17 protein-coding genes are annotated in these 15208 nt (G+C 41.2%); 8 read left to right on the top strand and 9 right to left on the bottom strand.

Going from position 1 to position 15208, the window contains the following annotated elements:
- Window positions 1-33: 33 nt before the first annotated feature.
- The 5 genes from FET73_RS11335 to FET73_RS11355 all read left to right on the top strand — a co-directional run bounded on the left by FET73_RS11335 (window position 34) and on the right by FET73_RS11355 (window position 2765).
- Window positions 34-531: an FMN-binding protein gene (locus FET73_RS11335; protein WP_179952247.1), complete on the top strand. Its 498-nt coding sequence runs from the start codon at window positions 34-36 to the stop codon at window positions 529-531.
- Complete coding sequence (locus tag FET73_RS11340) at window positions 531-1262, top strand: PepSY domain-containing protein (protein ID WP_154224079.1); 732 nt, start codon at window positions 531-533, stop codon at window positions 1260-1262. Before FET73_RS11335 ends, FET73_RS11340 begins: the two co-directional genes overlap by 1 nt.
- A gap of 65 nt (window positions 1263-1327) precedes the next feature.
- Window positions 1328-1513 (top strand): hypothetical protein, encoded by a 186-nt coding sequence (locus tag FET73_RS11345; RefSeq protein ID WP_154224080.1) that lies wholly within the window; start codon window positions 1328-1330, stop codon window positions 1511-1513.
- A gap of 26 nt (window positions 1514-1539) precedes the next feature.
- Complete coding sequence (locus FET73_RS11350; RefSeq protein ID WP_154224081.1) at window positions 1540-1983, top strand: hypothetical protein; 444 nt, start codon at window positions 1540-1542, stop codon at window positions 1981-1983.
- Window positions 1984-2165: 182 nt separating this feature from the next.
- Entirely contained in the window at window positions 2166-2765 is a 600-nt protein-coding gene (locus FET73_RS11355; protein WP_154224082.1) for a LysE family translocator, read from the top strand.
- A 25-nt stretch (window positions 2766-2790) separates the two neighbouring features.
- On the opposite strand, the gene FET73_RS11360 is transcribed toward FET73_RS11355, so the two are convergent.
- Window positions 2791-3027, bottom strand: a complete 237-nt coding sequence (locus FET73_RS11360; protein ID WP_154224083.1) for an accessory factor UbiK family protein — start codon at window positions 3025-3027, stop codon at window positions 2791-2793.
- 99 nt (window positions 3028-3126) lie between these two features.
- On the opposite strand from FET73_RS11360, the gene rnr reads away from it, so the two are divergent.
- Together rnr and rlmB are read left to right on the top strand one after the other, a co-directional pair.
- On the top strand, window positions 3127-5316 hold the full coding sequence (gene rnr, locus FET73_RS11365; protein WP_154224084.1) for a ribonuclease R: 2190 nt from the start codon (window positions 3127-3129) through the stop codon (window positions 5314-5316).
- Entirely contained in the window at window positions 5313-6041 is a 729-nt protein-coding gene (rlmB, locus tag FET73_RS11370) for a 23S rRNA (guanosine(2251)-2'-O)-methyltransferase RlmB (protein WP_154224085.1), read from the top strand. The genes rnr and rlmB overlap by 4 nt, the downstream gene beginning before the upstream one ends.
- A 16-nt stretch (window positions 6042-6057) precedes the next feature.
- Here rlmB and FET73_RS11375 read toward each other — a convergent pair whose 3' ends face one another.
- The 8 genes from FET73_RS11375 to FET73_RS11410 all read right to left on the bottom strand — a co-directional run bounded on the left by FET73_RS11375 (window position 6058) and on the right by FET73_RS11410 (window position 14433).
- Window positions 6058-6795, bottom strand: a complete 738-nt coding sequence (locus FET73_RS11375; protein WP_154224086.1) for a thioredoxin fold domain-containing protein — start codon at window positions 6793-6795, stop codon at window positions 6058-6060.
- A gap of 103 nt (window positions 6796-6898) precedes the next feature.
- Window positions 6899-7687, bottom strand: a complete 789-nt coding sequence (locus tag FET73_RS11380) for an oxygen-binding di-iron domain-containing protein (RefSeq protein WP_154224087.1) — start codon at window positions 7685-7687, stop codon at window positions 6899-6901.
- Window positions 7688-7745: 58 nt separating this feature from the next.
- On the bottom strand, window positions 7746-8414 hold the full coding sequence (locus FET73_RS11385) for an OmpW/AlkL family protein (RefSeq protein WP_179952248.1): 669 nt from the start codon (window positions 8412-8414) through the stop codon (window positions 7746-7748).
- 137 nt (window positions 8415-8551) lie between these two features.
- Window positions 8552-10957: a glycerol-3-phosphate 1-O-acyltransferase PlsB gene (gene plsB / locus FET73_RS11390; protein ID WP_154224089.1), complete on the bottom strand. Its 2406-nt coding sequence runs from the start codon at window positions 10955-10957 to the stop codon at window positions 8552-8554.
- Between the two features lie 59 nt (window positions 10958-11016).
- On the bottom strand, window positions 11017-11844 hold the full coding sequence (locus FET73_RS11395) for a hypothetical protein (protein ID WP_154224090.1): 828 nt from the start codon (window positions 11842-11844) through the stop codon (window positions 11017-11019).
- Window positions 11845-11917: 73 nt separating this feature from the next.
- Window positions 11918-13249, bottom strand: a complete 1332-nt coding sequence (gene hslU, locus FET73_RS11400; protein WP_154224091.1) for an ATP-dependent protease ATPase subunit HslU — start codon at window positions 13247-13249, stop codon at window positions 11918-11920.
- A 10-nt stretch (window positions 13250-13259) separates the two neighbouring features.
- Entirely contained in the window at window positions 13260-13814 is a 555-nt protein-coding gene (hslV, locus tag FET73_RS11405) for an ATP-dependent protease subunit HslV (protein WP_484502573.1), read from the bottom strand.
- Window positions 13815-13917: 103 nt separating this feature from the next.
- Entirely contained in the window at window positions 13918-14433 is a 516-nt protein-coding gene (locus FET73_RS11410) for a YkvA family protein (RefSeq protein WP_154224092.1), read from the bottom strand.
- A 97-nt stretch (window positions 14434-14530) separates the two neighbouring features.
- Between FET73_RS11410 and FET73_RS11415 the strand changes: the two genes are divergently transcribed.
- Entirely contained in the window at window positions 14531-15181 is a 651-nt protein-coding gene (locus tag FET73_RS11415; protein ID WP_154224093.1) for a M48 family metallopeptidase, read from the top strand.
- Window positions 15182-15208: the final 27 nt, after the last annotated feature.

Genomic DNA, 15208 nt, shown 5'->3' on the forward strand with positions numbered 1-15208 from the left:
AAGCAAATAGCACATTTCATTTTCATCAGCCTGTTGTTACTCAATGTTTCAACAGGTTGGTGCTATTCAGATGAAGAAAAAAATACCATTAAACAGTTCATCTCCGATCAGTTCAATGGCAATGCCCCTAAACCCAAACGCCTTTGGGTTAAAGCTGAATTGAAATCCCAAATTCAAAAAATCCTCAGCAGACCAATCAAGCAACTCAGCTACCGCTATTGGCATGTTGATAACAAAAGCATCTGGATTCTTGACGAGATCGGTAAAGAGCGCGATATCACTACCGCCGTCATCATCAAAGGTCAACAAATAGAACAAGTCAAAGTCCTGGTCTATCGAGAATCTCGTGGCGGAGAGGTTCAAGTGCCTTGGTTCACACAACAATTTGTCGGCGCCAGTCCTGATGACAATTGGCAGAAAAAAATCGACAGCATTTCAGGTGCCACCTTGTCGGTTAATGCGATGAAAAAGCAAGCAGAACTGGCCCTTTTTTTACAAAAACAAATCTCACAGTCTAAGGATAAACCCTGATGCGCTTACGCCAATTCTTACGCAAAATTCACCGATGGGTAGGCTTGCTATCTGCCCTGTGGTTATTACAACTGGCGACGACTGGCTTGTTGTTACAACACGCCGATGATTTTGGCTTGTCTCATCGCTATGTCAGCAGTGCCACGGTTCTACAATGGTTTGATTACGGTAAAAACCAAACAGCATGGGAAGTCAACGAGGAAAAACTATATCAAATTGATGACCAAATCATCATGAGTGAAAATAAAGCCGAATTGACCGCACAAATTATCTCTGTCGTAAAAGACAATGAACAGTGGTTGGTGGCAACAAAAAACAGCATCACATGGCTCAACCCGCAAGCAGAAATTATCAATCAGATAGACGATTTTGATGGCCTACCTACACCGATAAAAAACATCAATATTCTGAAAGGAAAGTTGAATGTCATGACTGAAAAAGGCAGCTTTTCACAAAATGAACAAGGTGAATTTTTACAACACATGTATCCAGCCATTGAAAGTGAAACACCATCAAGACCACTGACATCTAAAGAATCCTCGGAAATCATACCCTTGGCTTTTGAAAACAAACTCAGTTATGACAAAGTCATATACGCCATCCACTCAGGACTCAAAGGCATACCACCCTTAAATACATTCTCAGCATTGGCTTTGATTTACTTGTCATTATCAGGCATCTATTTATTTTTAAAGCCTTCATTCAGGCGTAAAAGGAAACACCCAAACTGACTTTTGGCATGCGATATTTATTGGTGATCATGGCATGATAATTAGACTCAATAAGCGAGTTAATTATGTGGTTTTTTATTCAAGATATTTTTATGGTCAAAGACCCTTCCATTGGACGGGCTTTGGTTGAAGCCAATAGGTTCAACAAACAAAAAGTAAAATACAACGTTTCCAGATTGACCAGGCGTCGAAACAGAAGAATCAAATTCAAAACCCACAACAGTACACAGCTAAAAACAAAAGTTAAATAAAGGCAGACATTTAAGGAATCTAACTCATGAAAAAAATAAGCACCGTTTTACTTTTCATCGCCATCACTTCGTCTTGCTTCGTTGCAGGTTTGTTCGTGGGATTGGATCAAAAAGAAACCATGAAACAATCTTTTCGGAGTGCATTGCACCAAGCACAAACCCATTTGAAATCACTGCAATTACAGACTCAACCCGATAAAAGTGAGGCATTACTGGCCTTAACACAGCGATCACTGGAATTAAACTTACAATCTATGGTGCTTATGTATATGTCGGATTATGAAATTGATCAGCACAGCTTCCAGTCAGCACAAAAGCTGATTAAAGACATGAATGAATTTTCTGAACAGCAAAACATGACCTTGTTTTCAGATAAAAACCATTGGCGCTTCCCAGAAACAGTGGCATACATTCAGAATAATCTAGTAAACATCACAAATGGAGCACCTGCTGATAAGCGTGAAAAATAAATGTAAAGTAATCATTTTGGATGTAAATTTGTAAACTCAGTCCAACCTGACAGTGTATACAAAAACGGGTGCCTGCCAGAATAGGCCATAACTCTTACACTTAATATATGCATCGCAATTTTTTTGAATACAGATACAATAACGTTTTATTTTATTCCTCCAATTATTAGCTTGTAATTTCCATGATTGAAGCCACCTTAACACTGATCTTTACAACCTTGTTGCTATTGGGTTCGCCAGGCCCTGCACCTTTGGCCTTGGCCGCCACTGGGGCGACTTTTGGTGTGCGTGGTGGTTTGGCGTTTTTAGCTGGCATATTATTGGGTTTGGCGGTGGCCATATTGGGTGCCATTTTAGGTATCAATGCTTTGTTCCTGGCTTTCCCCAAGGCCGCAGTTGCAATGCAAATCATAGGCGCTGCTTATATTGTTTTTATTGCTTATAAGATAGCAACAGCAGCTGTGATTTCTGGTGAATCGTCATCACAAAAAAACGCGCCTACTTTTATCCAAGGGTTCATCCTGAACTTATTAAACCCCAAAGCTTATGCCGCTTTTTTGGCTTTGTTCACACAATTCCTTTTGCCTTTTGAAAATCAATTGACCGCCTATGCCTTGACTGGATTGGTATGTTTTCTGGTCGCAGTGATTGTGGATGTTATATGGCTTTGCTTGGGCAGCTTGATTAAACCCATGTTCACCCAGCCCAAACAAGCCCGATTATTGCGCGTGTCTTTTGCACTTTTAATGCTGGCCTCAGTTGCTTGGGCTTTGTTAAAGTGAGCCAATTCTTAGACCACAATTTAAATTAACCCTCTGATTGAGACAACTGGGCTTCAATGGCTTCCAGTTTGGCGCGGGTTTTGGCCAATACGGCTTTTTGTACTTCGAATTCTTCTCGTGTCACTAAATCTGCCTTTTGTAAGCCAGCTGTTAGGATAGATTTGATGTTTTTGTGGAAATCTTGGCGCATGGTTTTCAAATCTTCAGGAATCAATTGCTCCACTTTATTGACCATGTCTTCGACCATTTCTGCTTTTATCATGCTGTTTTCCAAGTGTTTTGTATTAAGAATTGGCTGCTATTTTAACATTAAAATACCCAATATCATCATGTTGTCAAAATCACACGTTATAATGGCGCCATGAAAAATCCTTTTAATATCCCAGACCCAGAGTTTGCGGAGCAAGTACAGAAATACCCCAATCCTATTCCCAGCCGACGCGCCATTTTAGACTTCTTAAGCAAGGAGAATAAATTGCTTAAATTGGAGACCATTGCGATAAAAATTGGCATCAGAACCGAAGAAGAATTCGATGGTTTACGCTTTCGTTTGCGCACCATGGTTTCAGATGGTCAACTCATGGTTAACCGAAAAAACGGTTATGGCGTCAGGTCAAAATTAGACTTAAAACAAGGACATGTACAGGCACACCAAGATGGCTTTGGCTTCTTTATTTCCAGCGAGCTGGATGATGATGCTTTTGTCAGTCCAAAACAAATGCGCAAAGTGATGGACGGTGATGAAGTCTTGGCCGATGTGCAAGCCGCACGCAAGGGACGCGGTAAAACCGATGCTTTTATCGTAGAAGTCATCAAACGAGCCCATAAGACCGTAGCAGGCAAGCTTGTGGTGGAAGATGGCATGGCTTATGTCAAAGCAGACAACACGAGACTCGGCGACATCATGATCCCCAATGACGTGATGGGCAGCGCCAAGAACAATGACTATGTCACCGTCAGCATTAAGAAATACCCAGACAAACACAGGCCTGCTTTTGGAGAAGTGATTGCCATTTTAGGACAACAGCTTAACCATGAACTGTCGATGCAGTTAACCATCGTCAGTGAAAACCTGCCTGTAGAGTGGCCTGAAGCAGTTGAGCAAGCGCGCCAGTTAATTCCAGAACAAGTGGATGAATCGACACTGGGACCACACAAGGACATCAGGCATTTGCCTTTGGTCACGATTGATGGCGCCGACGCACGTGACTTTGATGATGCGGTTTATGCAGAACCCACCGACAATGGCTATAAACTACTGGTGGCCATCGCTGATGTGTCCAGTTATGTGCAGCCTGACAAAGCTTTAGACAAAGAGGCTTATGTGCGCGGTACTTCGGTTTATTTTCCAGGTCGTGTTATCCCTATGCTGCCTTTGGAGTTGTCCAATGGTATATGCTCTTTAAACCCGAATGTGGACCGTTTAAGCATGGTGTGTGAGATGCATATCAATGGCATGGGCGAGATACAATCTTATGAGTTTTACCGTGGACTGATGCACTCGCATGCCCGCATGACCTACGACCAAGCTTGGGCCTATTTGGATGAAAACAGCGAATCACCCAAAGAAGCAAGCTCGTGGCCAAAAGCCGCGATAGATTCTTTGACTCATATGTATCATTTGTTTCAATCGATGCAAATGGAGAAGTATGCGCGCGGCGGTATAGAGTTCAACTCCAGTGACGTTTATATTGTTATTGGTGAAGACGGCATGGTCGCAGACATAAAAGGCTATGAACGCAATGACGCACACAAACTGATTGAAAACTTTATGATCGCGGCCAATGTGTGTGCTGCTAAGTTTATTGAAAAACACGATGTGCCAGCTGCTTTTCGTTGTCACAATTCGCCACCTGAAGGCAAAGTCAAAGACCTTGTTGCTTTCCTTAAAGGATTGGGTGTTACACCCAAGTTCAAAGATTCACCAACACCTAAAGATTTAACCAAACTATTAAATCAAGTCCAGCATCGACAAGACCGCAATTTAATTGAACAGGTGGTATTGCGTTCTCAGTCATTGGCCACTTATGAAAGCAGTAATGCAGGTCATTTTGGTTTGGCTTTGACTCATTATGCGCACTTCACCTCACCCATCAGGCGTTACCCTGATTTGATGGTACATCGGGCCATTGATCATATTTTGTACCACAAGGACAGTCGCTATCGATACACACCCGAGCAAGCTGATGCGATTGCCAAACAGTGTTCTATGACAGAACGCCGTGCTGAAATGGCTTCTCGTGAAGTCGATGCGCGTTTGAAATGTTTGTTCATGCAACAATTCATTGGCGATGTCATGACGGGCACAGTTTCAGGCGTGACACGCTTTGGTTTGTTTGTTCAGTTAGAGCAGTATCAGGTTGATGGATTGATCCATGTGACTTCTTTACCCAATGATTATTATCACTACGACGGCGTGAAGCACCAGCTCACTGGCGAACGCGGAGGTAACCTGTTCCGTTTGACTGATCGCATTGAAATTCGCGTGGCTCAGGTTGATTTGGATGACCGAAAAATTGACTTTGAATTTGTACAAAAAATAAAACAATGACCGCACAAATCATTTTTGGTATCCACGCTGTAGAAAATGCCGTCAAATCCGGCCAAGTCACTGAAGTCTGGATTCTCAGGGAAAGTAAAAACCAACGCCTTAACAAGTTGAAACAACTGTTAGATAAATCAGAAGTGAACAGCCATTGGGTTGCCCCTGCAGACTTAGATAAACTGTGTACAGAAAAACACCAAGGCGTGGTGGCTAAAGTTGAACACCTGCAGATTCACGGCGAAAAACAACTCAAAGAACAGTTGGACACTTGGCAAAACCCACTGCTGCTTATTCTGGACAGCATTGAAGACCCAAGGAACTTGGGCGCTTGTTTGAGGTCAGCAGATGCGGCTGGCGTTACGGCCGTCATCATCACCAAAAACCAATCAGCACCTATTACTGCTGTTACACGAACCACTGCCGCTGGCGCTGTAGATAATTTGAACTTATTTCAAGTGAGTAATTTAGCACGTGCCATTGAAACAATAAAACAAGCTGGTGTGTGGGTATATGGCACGGATTGTAGTGAACGCAGTCAAAGCTTGTTTCAAACTGACTTATCTGGTGCGGTCGCTATTGTGATGGGCAATGAAGGCAAGGGTTTGCGTCACTTGGTGAAGGAAAAGTGTGACCACTTAATACACATTCCAATGGCTGGAGAAGTACAAAGCTTGAATGTTTCAGTGGCCACTGGCGTCACTTTATTTGAGGTGTTACGCCAGCGGCTTTAATTTTTATGTCATTATTTTATTTTTCTTTCAATTGATCCAGCTTGGCTTTTAAGTTTTTAGGTGGCATATAGCCTCGAACCAAAGTCCCGTCAGTAAGCACAATTGAAGGCGTACCCACTTTGTGAACACCTGCCTGAATGCCCAGATTAAATTGGGAAGTGATTGGATTCTCACACATCATCGGTTTAATTTCCCCACCTGATTTGGCATCACTCAAAGCTTGCTGCTGATCTTCGGCACACCACACATTAACGGCTTTATCATAAGAACCTGAATTCAACCCACCACGAGGGAAAAACACATAAGAAACACCGATACCCAAATCATTGTATTGATCTATTTCTTCATGTAGTTTTCGACAATATCCACAGTCTATATCGGTAAATACAGTTACATGCTGTTTCATCGCATCTGGATAAAAGTCTATACTTTGTAAGCTTTCCGCATGATCTGCCATCAACTCTTTTCGCAATGAGCGTTCGGTTTCAGTTTTTAAATTGATTCCGCTTTTGATGTTAATGATATTGCCTTCCACAATAAATTGGCCATCATCAGACATGTAAATAATTTCATTTCCTTGCTTTGCCTTAACCACAATTTCCTTGACGCCATTCATGGCTGTTTTGTTAACCTGAGTGACCTCTACTTTTTGTCCCGAAAGCTGACTTAATGTCGCCGACATTTCCGATTGTTCTGATGCCATCACGTTACAAGTAAGACCCATTAACAAACCCGTTTGAACCATTTTCCTCATGCTTTATATTCCCATTAAAAAAGATAGGACAAACATCTGCGCTGAATGGTTCAAACTATTCACTGACTACAAATCCATCATATCCATTGAAACCTACTCAATACTATTTCGGCGCTTGGTAGCTCCTTTCATCAAGCAAGTCAATTCCACATGACAAGCCGCCTATCCAGTCTAAAAATAAGCCTATCATTTCTTTACCTTTAAATGCTCGCCCATGTTGAGGGACCAAAATATCTATATCCAGATTTCGTACCGCATCAGCCCATAATTTCGTCGCCTTCGAAGAACACATATAACGCTGATGAAACCCCTTCATCAATGGTATATGAGTTTCAAAATCAGTTACAAAAAACCCCTCTTCTTCGCCTCCAATAGATGCACCCATGTCACCTGAGAACAAGATTTTACTTGTAGGGTCATACACCTGAAAATTTCCAACTGAGTGTAAAAAGTGTGCAGGTACAAAAACCAATTGACTGTCACCAAAGGCCATTCTTTTGCCTTTATCTGACAGTTCAATTAAACGGTCTGAAAAATTACCCACACTTTTTCCAATATGACTTGAGAGCAAGTGTGGAAGAAAGCGCCCCCACAGTTTTGAAACAACCACATCACATTTAGTATTCATCACCCAACGATCAATAGAAGCAATAATATCCGGATCTTGATGCGATGCAAAAATATAATCGAGGTCGCGTAACTTAATATACCTACTGAGTGCAATACTCATGGGTATATAGGTCAAATCACCACCCGGATCTAAAAGCATAGTGGTGTCTCCGTTTTTGATCAAAAATTGATTAGATTGTACTCCCTCACCTTCAACTAAATCGTTAAAGGCCATACAAACATGATTGGCATCACTGTAGAGAATAGTCGGCTTTCCGCTCATTTTAACTCCTAAATAAACTCAAGAAAGTGGCTCACAACTGAGTAAGCCACATACTCATTCAAAATGTACGACCGAACCCAATTCCGAATACTGTTGGATTGATGTCCACATCAACTGATGCTCTACCTATCGCTGTATCAAATTTAGCTTCTGTATCAATTTGTATGTACTTTAAATCTATATTTAAAAACCAGTCATTCTTCATTTCAAAATCAATACCAAACTGTGCACCTAAACCAAATGACGACTCTAAACTCAATCCACTTGCACCCAAAACATCTTTTGCAGCGGGTGTTAATTTATCACTAAAAAACAAAGTATGATTCACGCCAACGCCCATGTAAGGCCTGACTTTTTCGCTTGGTCTGAATTGATACTGTAAAAAAACAGTAGGCGGTAAAACATTCGTTTCAACCACGTCAGTACCGTTTGGTACTCCCAAGTCGCTCAAACCATATGCGGATACATTGTGCTTAGAACTTAAATCTGCCAATAATTCAACCGCCCAATGATCAGAAAACATATAAGCCAAAGACAAGTCTAAGGAAAAGTTATCGTCTACATTGACCCCTGTTCCCGGAACACCAGCACCATCTACTCTGATCAAACTTGAATCGTCATTGGGACTGATATTTATGGCTCTGGCATGGAATATCCAGTCACCTTTATCGACAGCAATTGATGAGCCACACAAGAGGGCCAGTGAAAGTGTTAACGTTTTTTTCATGTGCATTTCTCTGTTTTTAAAAATGCAAATTATAGGCAACAAGGTACAAAACAGACATGACAATTGTCATGTTTAAATTCACAGCATAGCCTTAATCGCTGGCAACATGACAATTATCAATTTTTGAGGGTAAGGCATCACAGTAAATGCAGAATGCTGTGCCTTGTTCGCTTGGATAATATGGTTTTAGCACCATCAAACAGGGGTGTGATGTTATCACTGGGAACAATTTTTCCTTGCCCATCTGTGCTGATGATAGATTCAGACTTAAGGACGTTAATGAACTGCTTGAACAAAGCTTTATCAAAAAAATCTGGTGAATTGAATTCATATAACAAAGACAGTTGACTGGCCACTTGATGACACTTTGATTCCAATTCTCCACTGCTGAGACTCCCAACAGGTTCGTTTTTCAAAACGGCAATCACAATAAAGAACCGTTCATAAGTTTGCATCAAGGCATTGGCCAAAACCCGTAACTGAGCGGCTTGCTTTGAGCCGCCGATATGACGTTTCATGGTTAAACGGTCTGTGGTAATCAAGTTAAGTTCACGGAACACCTTAATCACATCTCGACCATAGGCCACAAATTCTTCACGCGTCCACTTTAAGAACAATTCATTTTGAACATAAGGATACACGATGGCCATCATGCGCAGCACCTCTTTGCGTGACACATTTTTTGTGTTCACAAAAAACATGGCAATAAAAGAACTGGCGGCAAACAAATGAATGATGTTATTGCGGTAATAGGTCATCAATACCGCCATTTCATCACGGACTTTAATGACATCCCCCAGCGGATGTTCGATGCGCTCAATGAATTTCAAACGAATCCCTGTTTCGATGATTTCATCTTCATTTAATGAAGTAATCGTGGTCCGTTCTGAATAAGGTGCTTTGTGCAACAAATCTCGATACAAACGAATTTGAGTCATCAAATTTTCTTCTGTCGCTGACCTGTTAGGCGTAGACAACAAGGTAATCGCTAAAAAGTTAATGGGATTGACGTGTGCCGACTCATTGATTTTGGTTAATATCTGCTCACCCGCCTCGTTTACCACTTCTTTAAACCACTGAGGCTTTTCTTTGACTCCTAAAGTGATGTTTCTCCAGTCGGGCTGGTACTTGTCTAAAATGTCATCAAGCTCAATTGGCTCTGAAAAATTGACTGTCAAACGACCGTATTCGTCTTTGAGTAGTTTTCTGGTTTTAAACAAGCCGCCAATCGACTCTTTTTTCTTAGAACCCCCCCCCAACTCACTTTTGTAAGAAGTCCCTTCCATCAATTTTTCATAGTTCAAGGATGATGGCTGAAACACCAGTGGCAGGCTGCGCTCATTCAAATAGCTTCGGACAGTCATCGCCAACATGCCTGCTTTGGGGTGTAATAATCGCCCTGTTCGACTGCGAGTACCTTCAATAAAATATTCAACCGCCACACCATGTGCAATCAGCGAACTTAAATATTCAGAAAATATCGTTGAATACAAAGCAGAATTAAATGATCGTCTGATAAAAAAAGCACCAGACTTACGCAATATATTCCCCACAACAGGTAGGTTTAAATTGATTCCTGCCGCAATGTGCGGTGGTACCAACCCTTTCTCATACAATGAGTAAGATAAAATCAAATAATCAATATGACTGCGGTGACAGGGTGTATAAATCACTTCTTTGGTGGTGGCCACAGTACGCAATTCATCTAAAAAGTTTAACTTCACTCCGTCATAAACTTTGGTCCAAAACCACCTGAATATGCGATGCATCAATTTGATTGTATTGTATGTATAGTCGGCAGCGATTTCCCTGATGATTTTTTCTGCTTCTTTTTGTGCTTTTTCTATGGGAATTTTTCTACGCTTAGCATAACCTTGAATTTCTATTTGAACAGCTGGACGTTTGATGATATTTTTCGCAATGGTGCGCCGGTGTGATAAATCCCTACCAACCACAGAGGTCTTAACACGCATGGCATGCACCCTCAAAACACGAGAAATCTTTTTGGATAACTTTTCTGCGTCTTGGCCTTGGGTCATTTCTTCACTCAAGATAATGGGCTTACCTAAACGAACCAATGTGTGCTTGCCATGAATCAAAAATGACATGAATTTTCTGAAACGTCCCGTGATGCCCCATTTTTCTGAAAACAAAATTTTGAAAGCACCATGGTCTTTATCTGGCGCTCGCCCCAAAAACACGGATACTGGAATCAATTGAATCGACTGCTCCGGCTGAGAATGGTTGTGTTCTATCAGCTTGGTAACTTGTTGTTCAAACGTTGCATAGTCAGTTGTGCGGTTCCAAATGCCTATTAGTTTTTGATTTGCGAGGATTTTTTTATCCAATGGGAAATGGTTGGTTTTAGGAATCGGCAAATTCCCCCTGTTGATTTCTTCCCACAAAATACTGCGGGAAATAGATGAATCGCTCGATAAAACATAAGCAAACGCTTGATCTTGTTGAATACCCAGGCTGTCCAGCTTTTGTGGACTGTATTCAACTTTAACTCGCAGGTAGAGCAGTTTGCTTAATAATGACATAACAACAAAAAGGGGTCAAAAAGACCCCTCATTTTAACACTTTTTGTGGATTTGAACGATTATTTCTCGCTGACCCACTTGCCATTTTTTTGAACCATGTTCACAGCTTGGGTAATTTCTTCACCAAACAATTCCATCGTCATGTCCATAGTAGCCGTTTCACCGCTCACTTGAACATTACTTACTTCTACAGAATCTAACATGTCATCCATTGAAATGCCGTAAGCACCCATGATGTTTTTCACACCACCTAATACAACCGCACCTTTCTCTAATGCCTGATCAAAGCTCATGTCTTTTACTTCATTCAAAGATTTCATATCCAACGCTTTGGCAGTAGCTACTGCAGCAGCAATGGCACCTTTGGTCACTTCTTCGCTCAAAATATCGTTTTCACCAACCCAATCAATGACTGCACCACCAACCTTAATTGCTGATTCTTGTTGTGCTTGATCTAACATGCCATTACTTTGAACCATTTGACTGATTTGGTCTTTACCCATCATCAGTGCCATTGGCAAAAACGCCCTGGCTTGTTCTAACTGTGGTGCAGCCATAGCATACAAAGTATCTTCAGCACCTTCTGATGTCAGCATGCCCATCATTTGTTGAAACTGCATCTCATCAGATTGAGAAAACTGAGTGGCTTTGCCTTTTTCAAACTCAGCAACCAATTCATTGTACTGCTCTTCACTCATTGACGTTTGAATCATGGTTTTCAAATCATTACTTCGCAGTGAAGCAACAACTGCTTTGAATGCACCATCAGGTGTATTGGTATCTAATTTTGCCACTTCATTGGCAGCAGCACCCGGGCCCTGATCTTCACCACAAGCCATTAATGACATCAATGCCACTGAAATAAATAATAATTTTATTGTGTTCATGCGTATCCTCTCTTACGAATTTATAAAATGTAGCCGCACATTATCCTTGTTTTAGGTGAAATACTCAATCAATCTACAAGATATATCGACTCAAGTCTTCATCTTCAACCACGTCACCCAACACCTTATCCACATGCGCAGCGTCTATCACATAACTTTGGCCTGACTTATCAGGGGCTTCAAATGCCACCTCATCTAAAACTGTTTCTAAAATGGTATGCAATCTTCTGGCACCAATATTTTCAGTTTTTTCATTCACTGACCAAGCAATTTGAGCCAACCGCTTGATGCCGTCTGGGGTGAATTGCAAATCCACCTCTTCAGTCCCTAACAACGCCTTGTATTGATCAGTTAAAGCATATTCAGGTTCAGTCAAAATTCGCTCAAAGTCTTCAGCCGTTAATGCGCGTAATTCAACACGTATAGGTAAACGGCCTTGTAATTCAGGTATCAAGTCGGATGGTTTACTTAAATGAAAGGCACCCGATGCAATGAACAAAATATGATCAGTTTTGATTTGACCGTATTTGGTATTCACAACAGACCCTTCAATTAATGGTAACAAATCCCGCTGCACACCTTCTCGAGAAACCTGTCCTGAACCACCGCCCATGGTGCCTGACTTGGCCACTTTATCAATTTCATCAAGGAATACAATGCCATTGTTTTCAGCTTGTTCAACAGCTTTTTGACGGATTTCATCTTCATTAATCAGTTGCTGTGCTTCTTCTTCTAACAATATAGGCATGGCTGCAGCAACCGTCATTTTTTTGGTCTGCTTTTTCTTTTTACCTATATTCTCAAACATACTTTGTAATTGATCAGTCATCTCTTCCATACCAGGAGGACCCATGATGTCCACGCCGCCCATATTGGCACTGACTTTGATTTCAATTTCTTTGTCATCTAACAAACCATCACGTAACTTGGTTAAAAACTTACTGCGGGTTTTGCTGTCATCGACCTGTTCTCCTGGAATCGGCGACTCTCGCTTGGGCAACAAATAATCCAGAATACGCTCTTCAGCAGCTGCCTCTGCTTTTTTAGTCACCAACTTCATTGCTGACTCACGGGTGCGCTTCATTGAAGATTCCACCAAGTCACGAATGATAGACTCCACATCTTTACCCACATAGCCGACTTCAGTGAATTTTGTGGCTTCAATTTTGATAAATGGTGCATCAGCTAAAACAGCCAGCCTTCTGGCAATTTCAGTTTTACCCACTCCAGTAGGCCCAATCATTAATATATTTTTGGGTGTGATTTCTTTCGCTAAATCCGCATCCAGCTGCATGCGACGCCAGCGGTTTCGTAAAGCCACAGCAACTGATCGTTTGGCATCTTTTTGGCCAATGATGTGCTTGTCTAATTCTTGTACAATTTCTCTGGGAGTCATGTTTGACATAATGTATTCCTTAATCCAATTCCAAAGTTTCTATAGTGTGATTTTTGTTGGTATAGATGCAAATATCGGCCGCAATATTCAGCGACTCTTTAACGACTTTTTCAGCCACTAAATCTGTGTTTCTTATCATCGCCATGGCTGCAGATTGTGCAAAAGGACCACCTGAACCAATAGCAATCAAACCATGCTCTGGTTCAATCACATCACCATTTCCTGAAATGATTAATGAAGTTTCTTTGTCAGCCACGGCCAACAAGGCTTCTAAACGCCCTAAACGACGATCAGTACGCCATTCTTTAGCCATTTCTACAGCAGAACGAACCAAGTGTCCTGAATGTTTTTCTAATTTGGCCTCAAAAACTTCAAAGAGGGTAAAAGCATCTGCAGTGGCTCCAGCAAAACCCGCCAACACTTGATTCTTATATAGGCGACGAACTTTTCTGGCATTGGACTTCATCACTGTATTGCCCAAAGTGACCTGACCGTCACCGCCAATCACCACCTGCTTGTCATCTCTGTAACTGACAATGGTGGTGCCCCTGTAATTGTGCATGGATTCTTTCATGGTTGTATTTTTTAATGAGAACCACTTAGATGGGTTGTTTTATTGAAATTTCAAATAAAAAAAGCACCCCAGGAGGTGCTTTTTTATGGAAACATGGACTGTATTACCAGCCGCGAGACCTTTTAGATTTGCGGTAACGGCGATTTCGAACCCGAGACACGGCTTCTTGGTCCTTGATTTTACCCCAATCATCTAAAGTAAAAGGCCCATTTTTTGCATACACCATGCGGGCACGGCAAAAATCTTTATATTCCAACATTTCTTCTTCTGCATCATCCATGGTGCCATCAATAACAATACAGTCATCAACATAACCAATGCCCGGAATATGATCAGGAATCACATCATTGTCATCGACAAAATAACGGATGGTCGCGTTTATTTTTTCTTTGTTTGCCTCACTGACTTTCCAAGTTTTGTCTTCAACCATGCTCAACATCATCTGTAAACAGCCCACTTGGTCAACCACATAGCCGTCATCACAGCTGTTGCGAATTTCAACAATTTTTTCCTTGGCTTCTTTAACGTCACCGGCATCAATATTACTGCCGTGCTCTTCGATAAATTTATTAAAATGTTCTTTGACTTGATCATCAATGTCAATTGAAATGGTCGCCATACAATACTCCCAAAATATGTTTAATTAATAATTTTAAACTAAAACCTTTGGAATTCCGTCTTCCAAAAGTCATGTTTAGTCGTGATAAACTCAATCTATGAGCAAAAACTTTAACTTATTATACGTATTCATCGCCTTGTTGTTACTTTTTTTTATGGCAACTTCAGAAGCGGCTACGAAAACAACGGCAGTCAAACAGCGCATTGAATTGATTAAAAGAAATGGTTTGATTGAAGCTACCATTTTCAAACAGCGGTGTCAAAAAATTACAAACCAACTCAAAATCACAAACCAGTGTCTGCTCTTAAATAGTGATGACATCAATGCTTTTGCTTTTTCCGATGGGGTGATCATGATTACATGGGGGCTGCTTAAACGCACTCATAACCCTGACCAATTGGCTCATATCATTTCACATGAAAGCAGTCACATTATACTCAAACACCACCAACATTTAGCCAACTTCATCAATAAGCCACCTGTCTTCTTTCCCAAAACAAAGTTAAAAAAATTACGACAAAGTCAAGAAATAGAGGCTGATCAAATCGCAACCAAACAACTCAAACGGTATGGTTTTGATACCGCTCAAATTCACCACCTTTGGCAACAGCTTTTAAACACAGAGACAGAAAACAAATGGGCAGACCATCAAAGCCTTAACCAACGCATTGAATCCAACATGCTTAAAATCCCTTTAGATAATGACAGCTTGTGGCAAACCATGATTCATGACCTTTCGCAGAGGTAATTCCTACAAAAGCCACTTATAATCACC

Source organism: Marinicella rhabdoformis, assembly GCF_009671245.1.
GTDB lineage: Bacteria > Pseudomonadota > Gammaproteobacteria > Xanthomonadales > Marinicellaceae > Marinicella > Marinicella rhabdoformis.